This is a genomic window from Anaeromyxobacter dehalogenans 2CP-1 (assembly GCF_000022145.1).
Classification (GTDB): Bacteria; Myxococcota; Myxococcia; order Myxococcales; family Anaeromyxobacteraceae; genus Anaeromyxobacter; species Anaeromyxobacter dehalogenans.
The window spans coordinates 390434-412338 of record NC_011891.1; the positions used below are offsets into that span (position 1 = coordinate 390434).

General features: G+C 74.5%; 20 protein-coding genes. 17 read left to right on the plus strand and 3 right to left on the minus strand.

Going from position 1 to position 21905, the window contains the following annotated elements; all coding sequences use genetic code 11:
* Positions 1-99 precede the first annotated feature (99 nt).
* Positions 100-2736 (plus strand): M1 family metallopeptidase, encoded by a 2637-nt coding sequence (locus A2CP1_RS01725; RefSeq protein ID WP_012631761.1) that lies wholly within the window; start codon positions 100-102, stop codon positions 2734-2736.
* A 225-nt stretch (positions 2737-2961) separates the two neighbouring features.
* Here A2CP1_RS01725 and msrB read toward each other — a convergent pair whose 3' ends face one another.
* Positions 2962-3384, minus strand: coding sequence for a peptide-methionine (R)-S-oxide reductase MsrB (msrB, locus tag A2CP1_RS01730; protein WP_012631762.1), 423 nt, complete (start codon positions 3382-3384; stop codon positions 2962-2964).
* Between the two features lie 128 nt (positions 3385-3512).
* Positions 3513-5138, minus strand: coding sequence for a sigma-54-dependent Fis family transcriptional regulator (locus tag A2CP1_RS01735; RefSeq protein ID WP_012631763.1), 1626 nt, complete (start codon positions 5136-5138; stop codon positions 3513-3515).
* 491 nt (positions 5139-5629) lie between these two features.
* Between A2CP1_RS01735 and A2CP1_RS01740 the strand changes: the two genes are divergently transcribed.
* The 16 genes from A2CP1_RS01740 (at position 5630) to A2CP1_RS01800 (ending at position 20755) form a co-directional block, all read left to right on the plus strand.
* The gene (locus A2CP1_RS01740) at positions 5630-6919 is read left to right on the plus strand and encodes a porin (RefSeq protein ID WP_245529957.1); all 1290 of its coding nucleotides are present in this window, start codon (positions 5630-5632) and stop codon (positions 6917-6919) included.
* A gap of 456 nt (positions 6920-7375) precedes the next feature.
* On the plus strand, positions 7376-7867 hold the full coding sequence (locus tag A2CP1_RS01745) for a metal-sulfur cluster assembly factor (protein WP_012631765.1): 492 nt from the start codon (positions 7376-7378) through the stop codon (positions 7865-7867).
* Positions 7864-8493 carry a sulfite exporter TauE/SafE family protein gene (locus A2CP1_RS01750; RefSeq protein ID WP_012631766.1) on the plus strand — a complete coding sequence of 210 codons (630 nt, stop codon included), beginning with the start codon at positions 7864-7866 and terminating at the stop codon, positions 8491-8493. Before A2CP1_RS01745 ends, A2CP1_RS01750 begins: the two co-directional genes overlap by 4 nt.
* 140 nt (positions 8494-8633) lie before the next feature.
* Positions 8634-10556 (plus strand): 4Fe-4S dicluster domain-containing protein, encoded by a 1923-nt coding sequence (locus A2CP1_RS01755; protein WP_012631767.1) that lies wholly within the window; start codon positions 8634-8636, stop codon positions 10554-10556.
* Position 10557: 1 nt separating this feature from the next.
* The gene (locus A2CP1_RS01760; RefSeq protein WP_012631768.1) at positions 10558-10815 is read left to right on the plus strand and encodes a hypothetical protein; all 258 of its coding nucleotides are present in this window, start codon (positions 10558-10560) and stop codon (positions 10813-10815) included.
* Between the two features lie 89 nt (positions 10816-10904).
* Positions 10905-12329, plus strand: coding sequence for a 4Fe-4S dicluster domain-containing protein (locus A2CP1_RS01765; protein WP_012631769.1), 1425 nt, complete (start codon positions 10905-10907; stop codon positions 12327-12329).
* Positions 12326-12493, plus strand: a complete 168-nt coding sequence (locus A2CP1_RS23370) for a hypothetical protein (RefSeq protein ID WP_012631770.1) — start codon at positions 12326-12328, stop codon at positions 12491-12493. Before A2CP1_RS01765 ends, A2CP1_RS23370 begins: the two co-directional genes overlap by 4 nt.
* The gene (locus A2CP1_RS23375; protein WP_012631771.1) at positions 12490-12657 is read left to right on the plus strand and encodes a hypothetical protein; all 168 of its coding nucleotides are present in this window, start codon (positions 12490-12492) and stop codon (positions 12655-12657) included. The genes A2CP1_RS23370 and A2CP1_RS23375 overlap by 4 nt, the downstream gene beginning before the upstream one ends.
* The gene (locus A2CP1_RS23650) at positions 12654-12941 is read left to right on the plus strand and encodes a hypothetical protein (protein ID WP_245529958.1); all 288 of its coding nucleotides are present in this window, start codon (positions 12654-12656) and stop codon (positions 12939-12941) included. Before A2CP1_RS23375 ends, A2CP1_RS23650 begins: the two co-directional genes overlap by 4 nt.
* Positions 12890-14107 carry a hypothetical protein gene (locus A2CP1_RS01770; RefSeq protein WP_245529959.1) on the plus strand — a complete coding sequence of 406 codons (1218 nt, stop codon included), beginning with the start codon at positions 12890-12892 and terminating at the stop codon, positions 14105-14107. Before A2CP1_RS23650 ends, A2CP1_RS01770 begins: the two co-directional genes overlap by 52 nt.
* Positions 14104-14595 (plus strand): hypothetical protein, encoded by a 492-nt coding sequence (locus tag A2CP1_RS01775; protein ID WP_012631772.1) that lies wholly within the window; start codon positions 14104-14106, stop codon positions 14593-14595. The genes A2CP1_RS01770 and A2CP1_RS01775 overlap by 4 nt, the downstream gene beginning before the upstream one ends.
* The gene (locus A2CP1_RS01780; protein ID WP_012631773.1) at positions 14585-15214 is read left to right on the plus strand and encodes a hypothetical protein; all 630 of its coding nucleotides are present in this window, start codon (positions 14585-14587) and stop codon (positions 15212-15214) included. The genes A2CP1_RS01775 and A2CP1_RS01780 overlap by 11 nt, the downstream gene beginning before the upstream one ends.
* An 8-nt stretch (positions 15215-15222) precedes the next feature.
* Positions 15223-15588 (plus strand): 4Fe-4S dicluster domain-containing protein, encoded by a 366-nt coding sequence (locus tag A2CP1_RS01785; RefSeq protein ID WP_012524424.1) that lies wholly within the window; start codon positions 15223-15225, stop codon positions 15586-15588.
* A complete protein-coding gene (locus A2CP1_RS01790) occupies positions 15585-17534 on the plus strand; it encodes a TonB-dependent receptor plug domain-containing protein (protein WP_012631774.1) in 1950 nt (649 codons plus the stop codon). The genes A2CP1_RS01785 and A2CP1_RS01790 overlap by 4 nt, the downstream gene beginning before the upstream one ends.
* A complete protein-coding gene (locus A2CP1_RS01795; protein WP_012631775.1) occupies positions 17531-19018 on the plus strand; it encodes an MXAN_6577-like cysteine-rich protein in 1488 nt (495 codons plus the stop codon). Before A2CP1_RS01790 ends, A2CP1_RS01795 begins: the two co-directional genes overlap by 4 nt.
* 72 nt (positions 19019-19090) lie before the next feature.
* Complete coding sequence (locus A2CP1_RS01800; protein ID WP_012631776.1) at positions 19091-20755, plus strand: sigma-54-dependent Fis family transcriptional regulator; 1665 nt, start codon at positions 19091-19093, stop codon at positions 20753-20755.
* Here A2CP1_RS01800 and A2CP1_RS01805 read toward each other — a convergent pair.
* Positions 20748-21725 (minus strand): FAD binding domain-containing protein, encoded by a 978-nt coding sequence (locus A2CP1_RS01805; protein WP_041450591.1) that lies wholly within the window; start codon positions 21723-21725, stop codon positions 20748-20750. The genes A2CP1_RS01800 and A2CP1_RS01805 overlap by 8 nt on opposite strands.
* Positions 21726-21905 lie beyond the last annotated feature (180 nt).

Here is a 21905-nt window from a genome sequence, read left to right on the forward strand (position 1 = left end):
TGTACACGGCGGGTGCGCGCGCGCGAGCGGCAGGCCGGGACGGGGTGGGACGCTGTCGGGCACTTGGCTCCGGCGGGGCGACGGGTGCTAATGGGTGCGATGCCGATCCCCGCGCTCGCACTCACCGTGGCCGCGCTCGCCGCGGCCGCCGCCGGCGACCCCGCCCCGCGCCCGCCGCCGCTCCCGGCCGGCGAGGTCCCGCCCGCCCTGCGCCTCCCCGCGGGCGTGCGGCCCATCCGCGGGGAGGTGTCGCTGACCCTCGATCCCGCCGCCGAGCGCTACCGCGGCCGGGTCCGCTACCCGGTGGTGCTCGACGCGCCGGCCCGCGTCGTCTGGCTCCACGCCGAGGGGCTGGAGATCGAGGAGGCCAAGGTGGGCGGCCGGCCGGCGCGGGCCGTGCCCGCCGCGGGCGGGCTGCTGGGGCTCGTGCCCGACGCGCCGCAGCCGCCGGGCGAGGCGACCGTGGAGATCGCGTTCGCCGGCACCATCGACCGCGTGCGCAGCCGCGGCGTCTACGCGGCCGCGGAGGAGGGGCGCTGGTACGCGTACACGTTCTTCGAGCCCGCCGACGCCCGCCGCGCCTTCCCCTGCTTCGACGAGCCCTCGTTCAAGATCCCGTGGCGCCTGTCGCTCACGGTGAAGCGGGGGGACCGCGCCGTCGCGAACACCCCGGCGCTCCGCGAGGCGCCGGACGGCGGGGGCACGCGCGTGGAGTTCGCGGAGACGCGGCCGCTGCCCTCGTACCTGGTCGCGTTCGTGGTGGGGCCGTTCGACGTGGTGGAGGCGGGGGCCGGCGGCGCCGCCCGCGTGCCGGTGCGCTTCGTGGTGCCGCGCGGGCGCGGCGGCGAGACCCGCTACGCGGCCTCCATCACCGCGCGCCTCCTCGACCTCATCGAGGCCGAGACCGGCGTGCCGTACCCCTACGAGAAGTGCGACGTGGCGGTCGTGCCGCGCTTCTGGGGCACCATGGAGCACCCGGGGATCGTGGCGCTGGGCCAGCCGCTCACGCTCATCCCGCCGATCGCCGAGACGCGCGAGCGGCGGCTGCGCTACGCGAGCATCGCGGCCCACGAGCTCGTGCACCACTGGTTCGGCGACCTCGTCACCATGGCGTGGTGGGACGACACCTGGCTGAACGAATCGCTCACCAGCTTCGTCGATCCGGTGATCACCGACGCGCTCGAGCCGGCCTGGCGCCGCACCGCGCGCGCGCGCGCCGAAGGCCGGGCCTCGGCGCTCGCGGCGGACGCGCTCGCCGCCGTGAAGCGGCTGCGCGAGCCGGTCGGCTCGCGCCACGAGATCGAGGGAGCGTTCGACAACGCCATCACCTACGACAAGGGCGCCGCGGTGGCCGCCATGTACGAGCGGTTCCTGGGGCGCGCGGCGTGGCGCGCGGTGCTGCGCGATCACCTGCTCGCGCACGCCGACCGAACCGCCGCGAGCGAGGACTTCCTCGCCACGCTGGCGGCCCGCTCGACCCCGGCGGTGGCCGCGTCGCTGCGCGGGTTCCTGGAGCGCCCGGGCGTCCCGCTCGTCCGTGCCTCCGTGCGCTGCGACGGGCGCGGCGCCGCGGCGGTGGTGCGCCAGGAGCGCTTCCTCGCCTCGGGCGCGCCGGATCCCGCGGCCACGTGGGCGATCCCGCTGTGCGTGCGCGCCGGCGCCGGCGCGCGGGTGGAGACGGCGTGCGCCCTCGTCGGCGGCGACGGGCCGGAGGGCGAGCTCCCGCTGCCGTTCTGCCCGGAGTGGCTCTGGCCGAACGCGGGCGGGACCGGCTACCACCTCACCGCGCTCGACGCGGCCGCGCTCCCCGGCCTGTGGCCGCACCTCGCGCCGGCGGAGCGGCTCGCGCTCGCCACCGACGCGTCGCTGCTGGCCCGCCGCGGTGACCTGCCGGTCGAGGCCGCGCTGGGCCGGGTGGGACCGCTCGCCGCCAGCGAGGACCGCCTGCAGGTGGAGGCCTCCCTGGCGCTCGCGCGCCTCGCGCAGCCGGAGTGGCTCGGGCCCGACGACCACGCGCGCTGGCGCGCGTTCCTGCGCGAGACGTGGGGGCCGCGGGCGCGGTCGCTCGGGTGGATGCCCCGGCGCGGCGAACCCGACGACACGGCTGCGCTGCGGCGGCTGGTCGTGCCGGCGGTGGCGGACGAAGGCGAGGACGCCGCGCTCGCCGGCGAGGCGGCGGCGCTGGCGCGGCGGTGGCTCGCGGACCGGCGCTCGGTGCCGGCCGAGGCGGCCTGGCCGGCGCTGGAGGTAGCGGCGCGCACCGGCGACGCGGCGCTGTTCGACCGCATCCTCGCGGCGGCGCGCGCCTCGCGGGACCGGACCGTCCGCGCGCGCCTGCTCGCGTTCCTCGGCCGCTTCGAGCGGCCCGCGCTCGCGGATCGCGCGCTCGGGCTGGTCGCGTCGGGCGAGGAGGACCTCCGCGACACCTCCGGGATCCTCCGGGCGGCGCTGGCCGGACGGGAGACGCGCTGGCGCGCCTGGGCGCTCCTGCGCGGGCGCTGGGACGCGCTCGCGCCGCGGCTGCGCAGCGACGAGGCGTCGTGGCTGGTGGCGCAGGCCGCCGGGCTCGCTTGCGATCCCGGCCGCGCCGCCGAGGTCGCCGCGTTCCTGCGCCCGCGCGCCGAGGCGTTCGACGGGGCGCCGGCGGCGCTGGCCCGCGCGCTGGAGGAGGCCGGGGCCTGCCGCGCCGCCCGCGCTCGCAACGGACCCGCGGTGGCGCGCTTCCTCGCGCGCTAACCGCGCCGGCCCGCGCGGATCGGCCGCCGCGGCGACGGGAGGGGATGGGTTCACGTGCTCTCAGAGCGCGTGAATCCATCCCCGGACCGAACCAGGCGGTCGAGACGCGAGCAGCGCGAGGCGCGACGACCGAGCATGCCCCGAGGCATGTGAGGGAGGAGCAACGACGCGATGCGACGCGGATCGGCCGCCGCGGCGACGGGAGGGGATGGGTTCACGTGCTCTTCAGCCCGCGCCGGGCGGATCGAGCGGCGCGCCCTCGGCCACGTGCCGCATGGCCGCCGAGTTCATGCAGTACCGCAGCCCGGTGGGCGGCGGACCGTCGGGGAACACGTGGCCCAGGTGGCCGTCGCAGCGGGCGCACCGCACCTCGGTGCGGCGCATGCCGTACGAGCGATCGTGCACCTCCACCACCGCGTCGGGCGAGACCGGCCGGGTGAACGAAGGCCAGCCGGTGCCCGACTCGAACTTCTCGCCCGAGCGGAAGAGCGGGTTCCCGCAGCCCGCGCACACGTACGTCCCCGGCTCGTGCGTGCCCAGGAAGCAGCCGGTGCCCGGCGGCTCGGTGCCGTGGCCGCGCAGCACCTGGTACTGCTCCGGCGTGAGCCGCGCGCGCCACTCGGCGTCGGAGAGGATGAGCTTGTCCATGGGGACCTCGGGGCACCTCGGGCGCCTCCGCGGCGCACCTCGCGCGCAGAGGGGCGGCCTCGCCGCGCCGGGGTACGTAACCGCGCCCGCGGCCGCGCGCCCGGGCACGGACGGGCCGGGCGCGGGGCTCAGGGCGCCGGCTCGCCGTACTCCTTCAGCTTCCGGTACAGCGTGGCGAGCCCGATGTGGAGCCCCGCGGCGGTCGCCACCTTGTTGCCCCCGGCGGTGCGCAGCGCCGCGAGCACGTGCTCGCGCTCCACCTCGTGCAGCGGCCGGATCACGCCGGGTCGCGCCGGGGCGGGGGGCGCGTGGCGCAGCGCCTCCGGCAGATCGTCGACGCCCACCTGGTTCCCGGCGGACAGCGCCACCGCGTACTCCACCGCGTTCTGCAGCTCCCGCACGTTGCCGGGCCACGGATAGCGCACCAGCAGGTCCGCCACCTGCGCCGTGAACCCGGTGACCGGCCGGTGCGCGCTGCGGGACAGCTTCGCGAGGAAACAGCGCGCCAGCGGGACCACGTCGTCCGGCCGATCGCGCAGCGGCGGCACGCGCAGCTCGATGACGTTGAGCCGGTAGAAGAGGTCCTGGCGGAAGCGGCCGGACGCCACCTCGACGGCGAGGTCACGGTTCGTCGCCGCGACGATCCGCACGTCCACCTTGCGCGAGCGGCTGTCTCCCACGGGGCGGACCTCGCGCTCCTGGAGCGCGCGCAGGAGCTTCACCTGCATCGCGGGCGAGACCTCGCCCACCTCGTCCAGGAACAGCGTGCCGCCGTCGGCGGCCTCGAACAGGCCCACCGCGTCCGTCTCGGCGCCGGTGAACGCCCCCTTCACGTGGCCGAACAGCTCGCGCTCGAGCAGCGTCTCCGGGATCGCGCCGCAGTTCACGGCCACGAACGGCCCGCCGGCGCGCTCCGAGGAGCGGTGGACGAGGCGCGCCACCTCCTCCTTCCCCACGCCGCTCTCGCCCGTCACCACCACCGACGAGCCGGTGCGCGCCACGCTGCGCGCGCGCTCCAGCACCCGGCGCATCGCCTCGCTGCGCGCGACCAGGCCGGTGTCCTGGTCGGAGCAGGTCGCGAGCCGCTCCAGCTCCGCCTGGCGCTCGCGCAGGCGACGCTCGGTGCGCCGCAGCTTGCTCGACACCTCCTGCAGCGCGTGATCGATCGACTCCATGTGGTAGTAGGGCAGGTGGCGCTCCAGCTCCGGGCCCCAGCGCTCCTTGAAGCGCGCGGCGATGTGGCACTCGGAGTCGCCCTTGCCGACGCAGCGGTCCTCGATGACGTAGACCTCGCGCCGCTCCTTGTACGAGAGGTAGCCGCTCGCGAAGGCGGCCGAGGTCCAGCACACCGGCTCGTCGGAGAGCCCGATGTGCAGCAGGTGCTGCTCGGCCTCGTAGGAGCGGTGCCACACCGTCTCGACCAGCGGCGCGTCGCCGAGGCCGTCGGTGCGGACGTTCTCCCCGAGGATGAACTGGCCCTTCAGCGGCGGCAGGAACGGGCCGGCCTTCCCCTCCTTCCAGAGGTCCGGGTGCTCGTGCTCGAGCGCCTCGCCCACGCGCCACCCGTGGGCGTAGCCGAACCGCGTCAGGACGCCGCGGGCCGCGAACGTCCCGAACGCGTTCGTGAGCTCCTTGCGCAGCAGGCCGAGGGCCACCGCGTCGAACAGCACCACGCGCTGGCCCATGAAGCGGATCACCCCGCCCCTGGGATCGAACGAGAGGATCTCCCTCAGGTCGAGGTCCTCGATGCGCATCGCCGCTCCGGTTTCTCGAAACGGGAGGTCCGTTTCTCAGGACGAGTGATGCGCCCAGCCGCGTCCAGGGAAAAGCGGCGTGAGGTCGCAGGACTGCAGGTGTCGCGGGCGGTTCACGGTCCGTGCTGCGGCATGCGGCCGCGCCGGGACGCGGCGCCGGCGCGGACCGCCGGTCGCAGGCGGTTCTCGAAACGAGTCACCGGTTCTCGGAACGAGCGACCGGCCGCGGGCCGGCCGCCCGAAAAGACCCGTGAAGTCCATGAACGGTGCGTCACGCCCCGGGTGGCACGTCGGGTGCTCGAGGGCTCCTCGCCGTGCGCCGGACCGCGACGCGGCGCCGCGGCGCACGGCTCGGCGCACCGGGGCTGACGGAGCGTCCGTCTGCCACCGCCAGGCCGACGCGACCGTCAACGGGTGCGCCCACTGCCACACGTTCGACTCGAGGTGCCGTAGCCGTCCAACCCGCTGCACGACGCAGATCGAACATGAACATGACCCACAGACGCTCCCTGGCGCTCCTCGCGGCGCTCCTCCTCCCTGCGGCGGCCTCCGCGCTGGAGGGCGACGTGACCCTGTACGGCACGCTGATGCCGTTCTTCGACAACGCGCGCGTGTCCGACCCGACGCGCCCCGGCCTCTCGCCCGCGACCGGCGGCGCGACGCAGGTCTCCGATGCTGCGTACACGGGCGTCGCCATCCCGCAGCGCTTCCGCCTCACCTCCGGCACGTCCAACATCGGGTTCAAGGGCGGGTTCGACGTGCTGGGCGAGGACCTGCAGGTGTTCTTCCAGGTGGAGAGCGCGGTCAGCCCCGACGGCGACGCGCCGAACGCCTGGGCCTCGCGCAACAGCGCGGTCGGCGTGAAGGGCAAGTTCGGCCGCGCGTTCTTCGGCAACTGGGACACGCCGTACAAGTACCCGGTGCTGCTGGTCGGCGCGGTCCGCGGCCTGAACCCGTTCGACAACACCATCACCGCGAACCCCGGCTTCGGCGTCCCCGGCACCACCACCCAGAGCGGCCGGGTGAACGGGAAGGCCGACGCGGCCTTCAACCGCCGGCAGGGCAACAGCGTCCAGTACTGGACGCCCGAGCTCTACGGGTTCTCGGCGCGCCTCGCGTACTCGGCCAACGAGTCGAGGACCGTGGCGTCGGCCACCGCGCCGTCCATCAGCCCGACGATCTCCTCGGGCCTGGTGAGCTGGGCCTACGGGCCGCTGCTCCTGCGGTACGCGTACGAGCGGCACCAGGACTACTTCGGCCTGTCGCAGCTGGGCGGCTCGCCGGTGTCGCTGACGAACCGGTCGTCCACCGACCAGGGCCACGAGGCGATCGCGCAGCTGGCGCTCCCCACCGGGACGCGCGTCTCGCTGGTGGGCGAGCGGCTCTCCTACGAGAACGAGGATCGGGCCGTGGGCGCGGTGCGCGAGTACGCCCGGCTGGCCTACTACGCGCTCCTGCAGCAGCGCTTCGGCGCGCACCAGGTGTTCGGCTCGTTCGGCCAGTCCGACGCGGGCGAGTGCAAGGTGGTGGGCGGCGGCGCCTGCACCGTGAACGGCCTCGGCGCCACGCAGTGGAACGCCGGCTACTCGTACGCGCTCACCAAGGCGGCGGACGTGTACGTCGCGTACTACGAGACGCGGAACGACCGCTCCGCCAGCTACGGCGTGGTGGGCGGGCCGGGCGCGGTCGCGCCGGGCGGCGACACCCGCGGCTTCGGCCTGGGCCTGCTGTACACGTTCGCGGCGACGGCCAACGTCGGCGCGCCGAAGGGTTCCCCGTAGAGCGCACGGGGACGAGGGGCACCCCGGCCGCCTTCCTCCGCGGCCGGGGCGCTCCTCGCAGTCTTCGCCGGGCCGGGCGGGCGCCGGGAGCTGCTCGCGCCGCCAGCGCCGAGGACGCTCGGTGGTGGCGGCGCTGCGTCTTGCGGACGTGACGCCCTCGTCCGCCGCCGCCGTCCCGGGATCGTCCGCTCCGGGTCCCCGCCGGCTCACCGCGAACGCTCGCGCGGGTCGGGGCGCAGCGAGCCGCCTCACCCACGTCCCGGAACCGACGGCTCGGACACCCCCGCGGGCGATCACGTCGCCGCTGCCCGCGGGCGGGCGGCGCCGGGCGCGTTTCAGATTGCCCGCGCCCGTTTCAGAGAGAAACCGCGCAGCGCCGCGCACCTCGATATCCGCGCGCAATTGCAGCGCGCCGCGGGCGCAGCACGTGGCACGGGCCATGTAACCCGGACGGGCATGTCGCCCGGTCCCGAGCCCCGAAGCCGCGCCTCGCGCGCCCTGGAGTGGATCTTCGCCGCCCTGCTGCTGGGGGCGTCGTCGGCCATCCTGATCGCAGCGGCGGTGAGCCGGGCGGACACGCACTATGCGTGGATCCGGCCCGCGGGCGATCCCGCGCGCGGCGACGTCACGGCGGCGCAGGTTCGCGAGCGCCTGCACGAGGTGCTCGATCCCGAGCTCGGGATCGACGTCGTCGATCTCGGGCTCGTCTACGAGATCGCCGAGCCGAGGGAGGGGAAGGTGGCCCTGGTGATGACGCTCACCGTCCCCGGCTGCCCGTTCGCGAAGCAGCTCGTCGAGGACGTCCGTCGGGCGCTCTTCGCGCACCCCGGCGTGAAGGAGGTGTCGCTCACCGTGACGCTGGATCCTCCCTGGAGCTGGGAGCGGGTCGCGCCGGAGGTCCGCAAGCGGATGATCGAGCACGGCGCCGGGGCGGAGGAGCGGTCATGACGCTCCTCGGGCCGCTCTCCAGCGGCTTCCTGCTCGGCCTGGGAACCGGACCGCTCTGCTTCATCGGCTGCATCCCGCTGGCGCTGCCCTTCGCGCTGCCCGGCCCGGACGCAGGGCCAGGGTCGCGCCGCGGCGGATGGGGGTTCCTGCTGAAGTTCCTGGCCGGCCGGCTGGTCGCCTACTCGACCGTGGGCGTGCTCACCGGCCTCGCGTCGTCCCTGGCTGGCCCGCTGCGCCGCTGGGTGACGCCGGTGTGGCTCGCGCTCAGCCTGGTGCTGATCCTCCACGGGCTCGGGCGCGGCCTCGGGCACCGCGGGCTCTGCGGCGCGACCACGCGCCTGGTGCGGTCGCGCGCGTTCCCGTTCCTGCTCGGCCTCGCCGCGGCGCTCTCGGTCTGTCCGCCGTTCCTGCTCGCGGTCGCCTACGCGATGGATCGCTCGGGCCAGGTGCTCGGCGGCGTCGCCTTCTTCCTCGCCTTCTTCGTCGCCACCACCCTGTACGTCCTGCCCATCGCGATGCTCGGGTACCTGCCGCGGCGCGAGCTCTGGCAGCGCGTGGGCCGCGTCGCGTCCGTCATCGCCGGCGCCGCGCTCCTCGCGCAGGGGCTGAGGGAGCTCCTGGCGTAGATGCCTGGCGCAGGAGCCCGGGCCTCCGCGTCAGCGAGGTGAATGCCCCGGAATGCAGCACGGACATCCGACCGAAGCAGGAGATGGACAGCACCCATGACCAACCAACACGGACAGGAATCGACCCGAGGGCACGCGCCATGACCAAGACGGACCGTTACGTCCTCTGGGGCATCGGCGCGGTGTGGGCCCTCGACCTCGCCACCTTCATCCTCACGGACTTCCACATCTACGCGTTCCTGGCGCTCTTCGTGATCGCCGCGCTCGGGTTCGCCTGGTGGGGACTCCGCTTCCAGGTGACGGAGCCGATGCGCCGCAACGCGGCGCTCGGGGTGACCGGCTTCTGGACGGTGGCGATGGCGCTGCTCTTCGCGCCCTGGCCCATCCCCGACAAGCCGGAGTACATCGTCGGCGAGGTCCACCGGTTCAGCGAGATGGAGCACGGCTTCTCGCGCGTGCTCACCGGCGTCACCGGCCCGAACATCGCGGCGGGCGGCCTGGTGTACGGCGACCCCGCCGACCAGCAGAGCATGATGACGGAGTGGGGCTGGCCGCCGAACTTCATCAGCGGCTACCCGCTCGCCCGGGCGCTGTTCGGCGGCACCATCCTCATGGAGCGGCTCCGCGGCGCCACCACCATCGGCGGCGAGCCGGCGAACCCGCTCCGCTACAGCTGGAGCAACTTCCAGGGCGAGAAGCGCGACAAGAAGCTCGGCTGGAACAAGGGAGACCTGCTCCTCGGCGAGGTGGCCAAGGCGATGGGCTCGGCGAAGGCGACCTACACGCCGCACGAGAACACGCTCATGGTGAAGTCGATCGCGTCGTGGCTCGGCTCACCGCGCATCGCCATCGCGGCCGTCGATCCCCGCTGGTTCTACTCGCACGACCTCAGCACGTACGGCACGCCGCTGCCGCTGAAGGACGCGAAGGACCTGAAGTACGTCATCCAGATCTTCACCGACCAGGACTGGACCCGCATCCACAACGACGCCGGGACCTCCTGGTGGTCGGTGTCGAACAGCGGCCAGGCGTACTCGACGAGCGCGTGGATCGGCATCCGCATGGCGCAGATGCTCCGTGACATGGGCTACGTGGCCCGCGTCGGGTTCGGCGGGATGAACTACGAGAACATCGAGACGCCGGCCTCGGTGTACAGCGGCATCGGCGAGTACGGCCGGCTCTCCGACGCGGTGGTGCCGACGGCGGGCGGCCTGCGCTTCAAGTCCGCCACCATCTTCACCGACTTCCCGCTGGAGGCGGGCGATCCGAAGCAGGGCTGGGGCATCACCCGCATGTGCGCGAACTGCGATCGCTGCGCTCGCGCCTGTCCCGTGAACTCCGTGCCGATGGGGGAGCCCACCGTCGAGAACGGCGTGAAGATCTGGCAGGTCGACAAGGACAAGTGCACGCGCTTCCGCACCGGCAACCTGAACGGCAACATGTGCGGCGCCTGCCTGGCGGTCTGCCCGTACAACAAGCCGGACACCGCGTTCCACCGGGTGGGCAACTACATCATCCGGCACAGCCCGATCGCGACGTACCTGTTCGGCAACATCCACGGCGTCGGCCTCGAGGACTGGCTCGACTTCGAGTACAGCTCCGAGGCCAGCCCGTACAACGTGAGCCGCCCGGCCCGCTGGATCCAGGAGGATCCCGGCTGGAAGGCCACGTTCCCCTACCAGGTGGGCCAGTACATCTACACCGAGCGTGACCGCTCCAAGAACGAGGAGTGGGCGTCCGGCGTGGACCCGAAGATGGGGAAGGTCGGGCTCAGCTACAAGGGCACGACCTGGGGAAAGATCCCGGACCGCCTGCTGGACGCCAGCGGCCGCAACCGCAACGTCCACTGGGACTACGAGGCCGGCGAGCTCCCGCCGAACCTGCCGCTCCCCGGCAAGCTGCTCACGCCGGAGGAGGCCACCGCGCTGCTGAAGGAAGGCAAGGCGTTCTCCGGCGCGTCCTACTCGCCGGACGACGAGGTCTTCCCTCCGCGCGATCCCAAGTACGAGAAGCAGACGCTCACCTACGAGCAGGCGGCCCGCATGTGGGCGGAGGAGAAGTGACATGACCCGGCTCAAGCGTCTGAAGCTCAGCATCGCGCTGGAGTGGTACGAGATCCTCCTCATCGGCGTCACGGCGGGCCTGCTCGCGTTCGGCCTGTGGGCGCTCGTGGACACGCTCCTCATCTCGTCTCCCGTGGCGGCGTGGCGCTTCCTCGCCCTGTTCGTCGTCTGGTCGTTGCCGGGCATCGCGATCCTCGCGTTCGTGCGCCCCCGGCCTCCGGCGGCCCCGCCCGCTCCACGGCAGCAGGTCACCCCGTAGGTCCCCGGTCCCCGGGGCGGGGCGCTGGCCCCGCCCCCGGGGGCGGATGGGAGCATCGCGTGCGCTGGAAGGCTCGAGAGCTGGGGTGCATGGCGCTCCTCGCCGTGGGGACGGCCGCGTGGACGGCCATGACCTCGGCCGCGCTGGTGGAGCGCGAGTGGCGCGCCACCTGGATCTCGCTCGCGACGGCGCTCGGCTGCGCCGCGCTGGGCGCGGGGTTGCTGCTGGCGAAGCGCCGCGGCGCGCTGGAAGGCTCGCGCGCCCGGTGGACGCTGCGCGGCGTCCTGGGGCTCGCGGCGCTGCTCGCGCTCGCGCTGGTGATCCCGTCCGACCGGAGCTTCCCCGACAAGCGGGTCGGCGCGGCGACACCGACGCAGGCCTACGACGCGACCACCCAGCCCGGCAACGACGTCCTCGGCAAGGTGGAGCGGAGCCGTGGCCCCGACGGCCGTGACGAGCTCACCTTCTCCGTGTACGACGTGTGCGTGGGGAAGGTCGCCCACCGCGCGGCGCGCGACGGCTCGGTGGCGCCGGTCGCGGTCGAGGTGACCGAGCCCGCCGTGCTGGCGGCGCAGATCAAGGACGAGGCGCGGGCGCTCGGGGCGCAGGTGGCAGGGATCACCGAGCTCCACCCGCAGTTCGTGTTCCAGAAGGACAACGACGGCCAGCCGGTCGCGCTCCACCACCGGTACGCCATCGTGATCGCGACCGGCCTGGATTACCGGCTGGCCAGCCCGTCCGCGCCGCTGCCCTGGCGCGACTACTACAGCTCCATCCCGGAGGAGGTCGCGGCGGTGCTCTCCGGGCGCAGCACGAACCCCGCGGTCCCCATCCCTCCCGAGACCGTCCAGGAGTACCGCGACACCCTCGAGTTCTACGCCGAGGGCGGACGCGTCGCGGTGGAGCTCGCGAAGGCCATTCGCAGCCTGGGGTATCCGGCCCGGGCCCACTTCGGCCGGTGGGCGGAGGTGCAGGTGATCCCGCTCGCGATCGCCGCGGGCCTCGGCGAGCTCGGCAAGAACGGCATGCTCATCAACGACCGGTTCGGGCCGCGCGGGAGCTTCGCGGTGGTGACGACCGACATCCCGCTCGCCGTGGACCGGCAGCGCGACCTGGGGGTGCAGGAGTTCTGCCGCGTCTGCAACAAGTGCGCGGACGCCTGCCCGGTGAGCGCGGTGCCGCGCGGGGAGGCGGGCGCGCCGGCCGGCGGCGTCTCGCGCTGGCAGGTGGACGGCCCGAAGTGCTGGACCTATCTCAAGATCAACCCGAAGTGCATGGCGTGCACCGGCGCGTGCCCGTTCAACAAGAAGGATCTGCTCGCGCACCGCTGGGCGGTGGCGCTCATCGCGCGCAAGTCCGTCGCCGCCAATCGCCTGCTCGTGTGGCTCGACGACCTGCTCGGCTACGGCCGGTCCGCGTTCCGGCTCCGCGACGAGGCGCGCAACGCGCTGGGGGCGCCCGGCGAGGCGCCGCGGCCGGCGGGTGCGTTCCCGGGGCCGGAGGCGCGGTCGTGAGGTCGCCCGGTCCGAGCAGGCCGGTGAAGGAGTGGCTCGCGCTGATGGCGGCGGGGCTGCTCGTGGGTGCGCTGTTCAACGCCGCGTTCCAGGCCGCGCCCTGGAGCTCGGGCGGCCTGCTCGGCGGCGTCGTCGCCGCCGCACTGCTGAGGCTCCTGTCATGATCGAGATCGTCACCACCCTGCTGCTCGCGGTGGGGGTCTATGCGCTGCTGCGCCGCCCCGGCGCCGGCTGCGACGCTGGCTGCGACGGCGGCCGTGGCGGCTGCGAGGGTGAGCCGGTGGCGCTGGTCCAGCTCGGCCGGCCGCGCGGGAGGGCCCGCCGATGACCTGGGCCGGCCCCGCGGCGCTGGGCCTCTTCGTGGGCGGGGTGATCGCCTCGCTGCGCGGGTGGATCCCGCAGCGCGTGGTCACCCTCCAGGCGCTGCTGCTCGCGGTCGCGGGGCTGGCGATCGGGTTCTCGGCGCTCGCGGGGCGGCCCATCCCGTGGCCCCAGCTCCTCGCCTCGGCGAACGTGCATCCGGTGCCAGCGTCATCGCCGGCTTCCTGCTCGCCGGCGCGTTGCACGCCGCGGGCGCGTTCGACGCCGCGGCGCGCCTGCTCGGGCGGCTGACGCGCACCCGGCTCGGCGCGCCGTTCGTGATCTCGCTCCTGGTGAACCTCCCCACGATCCTGGCCATGCCGTGCGGCCGCATCCTGGTCTCGCCGCTCATCCCCCTCGCGCTGATGCTGGGCTGGGCGCTCGCCAAGGAGCGCGGCGAGCCGGTCCTGGTGGCCGTCACCGTCTTCGGGCTGGTGGTGAACGCGGCCGCCTCCTGCGGCCCCTCCGTGATCGGCGGGATCGGGATGCTGGGCGAGGGGATGGGGCGGTATCCGCCGGGCTCGTTCTCCAACCCGGCGCAGATCGCGATCCTGGTGATCACCGTCGCCACCATGGCGCTGATCCGGTGGGGCTACGGGACGACCCTCAGGATGCGCGCCGCGCCGCCCGAGGCCGCCGAGCGCCCGGTGCCCGAGCACGGATACCTGGCGCTCGCGATCTTCCTGGCCGTGCTGCTCGTGGTGGTGCTCGTGCGCCCGCCGGTCCCGCTGCAGGTGACCCTCACGATCGGCACGGCGTGCGTCATGCTGGTCGCGCGGCTCGGCCTGGACGATCTGCTGGGCGGCGTGATGCTCCACCCGCTCTCGGCGATGCTGGCGGGGTTCCTGGTGGCGGGCGCGCTCTCGATCGCGGGCGCGTTCGACGCGCTGCTGGCGCTGCTGGTGTGGGCCGCCGAGCACACCCCGCTCGGCTACGTGGGCGTGAGCGTGGTGCTGGCCTACGTGCCGGTGATGCTGGCGATGCCGTGCGGTCGCATCGTGTCGCTGGCGCTCATCCCCGGGGTGCTCATGTTCGGCGTGCGCCTCGCCGACGCGACCGGGCTCGAGCGCGCCACGCCGGCGCTGCTCTCCGCCTTCATCCTCGCCGGCGCGGCGTCGTGCGGCCCCTCCGCCATCGGCGGCATCGGGAGCATCGGCGAGGGGCGGCTGCGCATCCGCGACGCGTGGTCCGGCCGGCCGCAGACGCTCGGGATCTTCCTGGGCGTCCCGGTCACGGCGCTGCTCGTCTCCCGCCTGCCGCTCACCTCGACGGCCCTCGATCCGCGCTACTTCCCGGCGGCGCTCGTCCTCGGGGCGGTGGCGGGGGGCGTGGTGAACCTCGTCTACGGCTACCGGGTGCACCACCTCGGCGGCCTGCTCGGCGGCCTGCTCACCGGCGCGCTCCTGGTGCTCCTGTGAAGCGCGCGCTCGTCACCGTGAACGCGATCGCGGTCGGCGCCACGCTCGCGTACCTGGGCTGGTTGCTCGCGGACGCGCTGCGCGCACGGCAGCCGTGGGCGATCACCTGCTACGACTGCAAGGCGTGCACGGCGCGCTGCGTGCTCGGGCTGGACCCGCAGGGCTTCGTCTCGGCGGCGCTGGCCGGGAGCGGCGACGTGTACGTGTACGCGACGAACGTGCGCCTCCCGGTGCGGAGGGCGCTCGAGATCGATCCGGAGATGCTGGTCACCGTGGCGGATCGCCACCTCACCGCGCGGGAGGCGGCCGCCGCGCTGGGGCCGGACGCGGAGCTGGTCACCTTCAAGATGCGGGCGCGCGACGCGGCGCGCGTCTGCTTCCGTTGCGGCGCCTGCGAGAAGGGGTGCGGGCTGCGGCTGCCGCTGCTGCGGCTGATCGCGCAGCTCCGCGGCGACGCCGGGAACGAGTGGGCGGCCCATGCTCCGTAGCCCTGCGTTCCTCGCCACCCTGACGTTCCTGGCCGTCGCGCTCGGCGCGCGCGTGGCGCAGGCGCCGTGGACGGAGCAGTTCCCGGGCTCCTACCCGCGGGTGCACGCGCCTGCCGACGCGCGGTTCGAGTTCCTGCCGGACGAGATCCGCATCCACCTCGACGAGGAGACCAAGAGCGGCCGCATCATCGTGTTCGCACACGCCGCCGACGGCAGCCTGCTCGGCCTGCTCAAGCCCATCGTCGATGGGGCCGTCACGGTGCGACGAGGGGATCTCGCCGACTACCGCCTGGCGGTCCGGGGCCGTGAGGTGGGCGAGCACCGGCTGCTGAAGGCGATGGACCGCTACGTCGAGCGCGAGGACATGCTCGAGCGGATCCTGGACGCGCGTGCCAAGGGGCTGCGCTTCGGCGTCCAGCGCTGCCTCTACCCCATCTGCAACCGCTGCCTGGATGGCTGCAAGAGCGTCATGCGCGGCGACTTCCCCATCTCGATGCGCGTCGGTGAGCGCGGGAACGTGGAGCCGGTGTTCGCGAAGGGGAGCTGCCCGCGCTGCGGCAAGTGCTTCGTCTGGTGCCCGTCCGGAGTGATCCGCGACAGCGGGTCCCTCACCAACTAGGAGTCGCGGTGTTCGAGGCGATGGAGATCGCGGTGGTGCTGCTCCCAGTCGTGCTGGTCGCCGGGATGGTGGTCCGGCTGGTGGCGCGCGGGCACACGCAGGTGCTGCTCTGCATGGAGTGCGAGCTGTGCATGGGCGCTTGTCCGCTGTGCGTGAAGCGGGGCGAGGCGTTCCCCGGTCCGAAGGGCATCCTCGCGGCGGCGAAGACGGGCAAGGTGGACGCGGCCATCGCCGCCGGCGCGCTCGACTGCACCTCCTGCGGCGCCTGCACGCACGTGTGCCCGCGTGGCCTCGCGCCGCAGCGGGAGGTCGAGCGCTGGCGCGCCGAGGCCGAGCGGGTGGCCTCGCGCCACGCCGCGGAGGATCCCGCATGAGCGCGTCGGCGCGGTTGGCCGCCCGGACGGCGATCGCGCTCGCGTGCGCGACGTGCCCGGCGCTGGCGGCCGGCGCGGCGCCGGGACCGGATCCGGACGACCCGGTGGTGGTGCTGGAGGAGCAGGTGGTCCGCCTGCCGCGCGCAACGACGGAGGCGCGGCCGCTGGCGTCCGGCACGGTGGTGGACCGCGCGACCTTCGAGGGCGAGGCGAAGGACGTCGGCCAGCTCGTCTCCACCGCGCCCGGGATCGCCGTGGAGGAGCACGGCGGCCTGGGCCAGCTCACCACGATCTCCATCCGCGGCTCCCCGCCGAGCGGCGTCAAGGTGCTGCTGGATGGCTTGCCGCTGAACACCGCGTTCGGCGGCGGCGTGGACCTCTCCACCATCCCGCGCTCCTGGGTGGACGCGGTGGAGGTGGTGCGAGGGCCGGAGGGAGCGCGCTACGGCTCGGGCGCGCTCGGCGGCGTGCTGAACGTGGTCACGCGCCGACCCGAGGCGGGGAGCTGGAGCCTCGAGACCGGCGGCGGCTCCTTCGACACGGCGCGGGTCGCGGCCGACGTCGGCACCTCGGTCGGGCCAGGCGCGGTGTTGCTGGGCGCCACCGCCGAGACCACCAGCGGTCGGTTCCCGTTCCGGCTCGATCCGGGTCTACCGGGTGGTCCCACGGTGCGGGCGACGCGAGAGAACGCCGGCGTGCGGCGCGGAGGCCTGCTCGCGAAGCTGATCCGGCCGCAGGAGCACGGCCGGCTCGACGCGCTCCTGGAGGTGTCCGGCGGGCACCGCGGCCTCCCCGGCTTCGCCGCGGCGCCGACCCCGTGGGCCTGGCAGGACGACGCGCGGCTGCTCGCGATGGGGCGGGTCGCGCGTTTCGGTGCGCTCGGCCCGGCCACCCTCGCGGCCCGCGGCCACCTGCGGCTCGACCGGCTGGATGCGCGCCTCACCGGCCCCGACGACTCGCCGATCCGTCAGCGCGGCGCGGCGGCCGGGCTGGCGCTGGAGGCGACCGGGTCGCATCGGCACGGCGTCCTCAGCGCCTCGCTCGAGACCACTGCCGAGCTCCTCGCCGCAGACGGGCTGGGGGGCCGCCGCGACCTCTATGGCGTGGCGGCGGCGGTCGCCGACGACCTCAGCCTCGCCGGCGGCGGTCTCCGCATCGCCCCCGCCGCGCGAGCGGAGCGGGCCGGGCAGTTCGGCGGCGTCTCCGGCTCGCTCGGCCTGTCGGTTCGGCTCGCCCCCGCCCTGCGCGCCCGCGCGGGCGTGGGCCGCACCTTCCGGCCGCCCGGCCTCGCGGAGCTGCACCTGCAGCAGGGGCTCCTGGTCCCGAACCCGGACCTCCGGCCCGAGACCGCCGTCGCGGCCGACGCGGGGTGGGTGGCGGACGGCCGCGCGGGGCTGCTCGCGGTCACCGGGCACCTCACCCGCTACGAGGACCTGGTCGTGTACGAGCCGAGCGATGCGTTCGGTCGGCTGAAGCCCTTCAACTCCGGGCGCGCGTCGGCCACCGGCCTCGAGGTCGAGGGCGCGTCCGCGCCGGTCGGCGGTCCGCTCCGCGCGAGCGCCCGCGGCAGCTACACCCTGCTCGTCACCGAGCTGCTGCGCGGCGCGCCCGCGGAGGTGGGGCACTGGATCCCCTACCGCCCGAGGCAGCGCGCCTTCCTGCGCGTCGCGCTCGCCCCCGGGCCGCTGTCGGCGCACGTGGAGCTCCACCGCCTCGGCCGTCGCTACCGGGATCGCCGCGGCGTGAACCCGATTCCCTCCTCGACGAGCTGGAACGCCGGCCTCGGCGTGCGCGTGGCGCGCCGCCCCGGCGTCCGGATCCACCTCGAGGTCCTCAACCTCGCCGACGATCGGACGCTCACCGACGGCGTCGGCGATCCGCTCCCGCCGCGGACCGTGATGGTCACGCTGCGCGCCGGGTCCTCTGCCCAGGAGTACGCACCATGAGACCGACGTTCCTCGCCACGCTCGCCGCCGCCGCGCTCCTCGCGTGCAGCGCACGGAGCTCCTGTCCCGAGGGGCAGGTCGACTGCGGGGGGCGCTGCGTCGCGCTCTCCGCCGACCCGCTCAACTGCGGCGCCTGCGGCACGGTGTGCGGCGCGGGCGGAGCCTGCCGCGCGGGCGCGTGCGACTGCGGCCCGGGGACGGTCCGCTGCGGCGAGACCTGCGCGCAGCTCGAGAGCGACCCGGCGAACTGCGGCGCCTGCGGGAAGACCTGCCCCGGCGCGCAGGTGTGCGGCACCGCCGGCGGCGCGATCGCCTGCGCGGACGCCTGCGGGGCGGGGTTGACGGCGTGCGACCGCGCCTGCGTGGACCTGGCCTCGGACCGCTACCACTGCGGCGCCTGCGGCGTGCCGTGCGAGCCGGGGGAGGCCTGCGACGGCGGCACCTGCCGCTCGCTCCAGGTCGCCTGCTTCGCGACCGATGACGTCCGCCCGCTCGCGCCCGATCTCGCCGGCACCGGGTCGCCACGACCCGCGGGCGACGGCCCGGTCGCGCTGGCCGGACTCGACGGGGACGTCTGGGCCGCCGCCGCGCTGTCCGGGAGCCTGGTGCGGCTGCCGCTCGAGCTCGCCGCACCGTCGGTCGAGCACGCGCTGCATGCCGCCGACCTGGAGGGGATCGCCGCCGTGGGCGATCGGCTGCTGGTCTCGAACTCCGGGGGCGGCTCCGTCGCGGTGGTGGAGCCCGGGACCGGGCGCGTGCTGGACGACGTGATCCTGCCGGGGCCGCCCGGCGCCAACCCGCGGGGCATCGCGGTCCTGGATGGGCGTGCGTACGTGGCGCTGTACGGGAAGGACGAGGCGAGCGGGGGCCAGGCGGTCGCGGTGCTCGACGTCTCAGGCGTTCCGGGGTGCGCCGGCGCGCCGTGCGCCACGCTGGAGCGCACGATCGATCTGCGCGGCGCGGCCGATGCGGGCGCCCTGCCGTTTCCGGCGCACGCGGTGGCGCTGGGCGCGAACGTCTACGTCACGCTCGCGAACCTGGCGAAGGACTCGGACCCGACGAGCTGGACCTACGGGTACTACGTGACGCCGGCGGGTCCGGGTCGCCTCGTGACGATCGACGGTGCGAGCGGCGCGTCTCGCGTGCTCTCGCTGGGCGATGGCTGCAAGAACCCAGGCGCGCTCGCCGCACACGGATCCACCCTCTGGATCTCGTGCGCCGGCGCGGGCGCCGCCGGGCTGCTGCCGGTGGACCTCTCGAACCCCGCCGCGCCGGAGGTCGGAGGCCTGCTCCTCACCGCGTTCGACGCGCCCGGCGCCGTGGCCTTCTGCCGCGGCGCGGGCTTCGTGAGCGATCAGTATACAGGGAGGGTGCAGCGCTTCGACCCTGTGACCCGGAACGCGCAGGAGGCGGTGGAGGTCTGTCCGATGGGCGCACAGGGATGGGCGTGGGCCGCCGATCTCCTGTGCGCGCCGGGACGCTGACCTGTCGCCACCCGGGCCTCGAGGTGCACGGCGGCGCCTGGAGCGAAGCATCGATCCACCGGAAGGCGAACCATGAAGCTCCACGACATTCACCTGCTGGACCTCTTCGACGTGGGCACCGAGCAGGGCTGGCTCAGCATGCGCCAGCAGCGCATGGTGGTGCACAGCGCGGCGGCGGTCAGCATCATGCGGGCGCAGCTGATCCGCAGCCTGGGCCAGGACGCGGCGCGGGCCATCGTGTTTCGCTGGGGCTTCGCCCAGGGGTACTTCGACGCGATGATGTGCTCCGACCACCTGGCGAGCTTGCAGCCGGTGGACCGATTCGTGTTCGGCTGCACGCTCCACACCATGGAAGGCATGGTCCGGGTGGCGCCCAAGGTCATCGAGGCGAAGGGGCCCGGCAAGCTGCACATGGAGGCGAACTGGTGGCACTGCGCCGAGGCCGACGACCACGCCCGCGTGTTCGGAGCTGGCATGACGAGCTCGTGCTGGGCCACCCTGGGCTACGCCTCCGGGTTCGGCACGTACGTGATCGGGGCGCTCATCCTGTTCGAGGAGGTCGCGTGTCGCTGCTCCGGCGCGCAGTGCTGCTCGGTGGTGGGCAACGATCTGGACGGCTGGGGTGATCGCGCCGCGGAGATCGAGGCGCGCTACACGCTCGCGGGCGAGACCTCGTTCTCGCAGCAGTGGAAGGAGATCCACGCGGAGTGCGAGCACGCCCGCGCCATCGGGACGGCTGCGGCGAGCGCCAAGTCCGCGCCCACCGCCACCGTGACCACGGTGAACGGCCCCGACCGCACCACCGCACCGCTCAACTTCGTGGTGTGCAGCCAGGCCATGACGGACCTGCTGGTCCTCGCGGAGCGGGTCGCGCCGCTCGAGATGAACGTGCTCATCGAGGGCGAGAGCGGGACCGGCAAGGAGTTCCTGGCCCGGTTCATCCACGAGAAGAGCATGCGCGGCGACGCGCCGATGGTCGCCATCAACTGCGCCGCGCTCACCGAGGGGCTGCTCGAGTCGGAGCTGTTCGGCCACGCTCGAGGCGCGTTCACCGGCGCGGTGCGCGACAAGCCGGGGCTGTTCGAGCACGCCGGCCGAGGCACGATCCTCCTCGACGAGATCGGCGAGATGCCGCTGTGCCTCCAGGCGAAGCTGCTGCGCGCGCTGGAGAGCCGCGAGTTCCGGCGCGTCGGCAGCGAGAAGGTGCTGCGGCTGGACGCGCGGGTGGTCGCCTCCACGAACCGGGACCTCCGGCAGCAGGTGCAGACGGGCGCATTCCGCGAGGACCTGTTCTACCGGCTGGGCGGGTTCGTGCTCACCATCCCGCCGCTCCGGGAGCGGCGGGAGGAGATCCCCGCGCTGGCGCACTACTTCCTGCACTCCACCGCACGGCGCTGGAACAAGGGCGTGCAGACCATCAGCCCGGGCGCGATGCGGTGCCTGATGAGCTACTCCTGGCCCGGGAACGTCCGGGAGCTGCAGCACGCCATCGAGCGCGCCACGGTCGTCGCTTCCCAGTCGGTGCTCACGGTGAAGGACCTGAACCCCGAGGTCGCCGGGCGCCTCGGAGACCCCGCGCCCGACGGCGATCTGGACGTCGAGGCGAACGAGCGGCAGCTCATCGAGGAGGCGCTCCGCCGCTACCACGGCAACCGGAAGGAGGCCGCGGCCGCGCTGCGCATCAGCCCGGTCACGCTCTGGCGCCGCGTGCGCAAGTACGGGCTCTCGCTCAGCTGACCCCCTCCCCGACGCGGAGCGCGGTGAGCGCCGCGGACTGCAGGTCACGCGCCTTGGCGGCGCTGCCGGCCGGTGCGGGCGCGATCGCCAGCTCCGCATGGACCGCGTCGCGGAGCGCGGCCGGGCAGAGGCGCGCTCCCACCAGCCGCGCCTCTGCGGCGCGTGCGCGCCAGGGGCTGGGGGCGACGCCGCCGAGCACGATGCGGGCTGCCTCGACCACCTGGTCCCGGACCTGCACCGAGCCCGCCACCGCCGCCGTCACGGTGTCCCCGGTGCGCCTGGCGTCGAAGAACGTCACCGCGCCAGGGGCCGGCCAGCGGAGGTGGATGCAGGTGAGGATGTCCGCCGGCGTGGTGCAGACCGGCCGCCCCGCGCTCGAGCGGCGCGGAGGGTAGAGGCGGTCGAGCGGGACGCGCACGAGCCCGGAGACGCTGTGAGCCTCGGCGCGCGCGCCGAGCGCGATGAGCACCGGCGCGAGCGACGACGGATGCGCGCTCGCGCAGGCGCGCCGGTCGAAGAGGGCGCCGTCGGCGCGCCAGCTTCCGTCCGAGTGACAGCGCCCCGCGCCGGAGCGTCGGCACGGACGCCCCTCGGTGCGCAGCTGCCAGCAGCGCGGGTACTGCATGAGATTGCCGCCCACCGTGGCGACCTCCCGCACCGCAGGCGTCGCGGCGAGTCCGGCGGCGCGCGCGAGCGCCGGGAACCGCTCCAGCACCAGGGGGCTCTGCGCCAGCTCCTGCAGCGTCACCAGCGTCCCGATGCACACGCCGTCCGTCCGGACGTCGAGGCGGCGCAGCTCGGCGAGGCCGCGGATGCACACGATGCTCCGCGGCGCGCGGCGCACGAGACGGAGCCGCTCGCCCAGATCGACGCCGCCGGCCACCACCGCCGCGCCCTGAAAGGCGCGCCACGTCGCCTCCGCGAGCGAGCTCGCGAGATGCCACTCCGGATATGCCCTGGTGCGAGACACCGCGTGCGCCTCTCCGTGGACGGGAACGTTCGCACCGAGGCGCTTCACGAAGCGCGCCAGCACGCTGGGCCGCGATCGCGCCGGCTCCGGCGCGCGAGCAGGCGGCGCCGCGGCGCCCAGGCGTTTCAGGCAGGAGCCGGGCACTTCAGCCTGAAGCGCGACCGCGCCGCGGCACGGGGG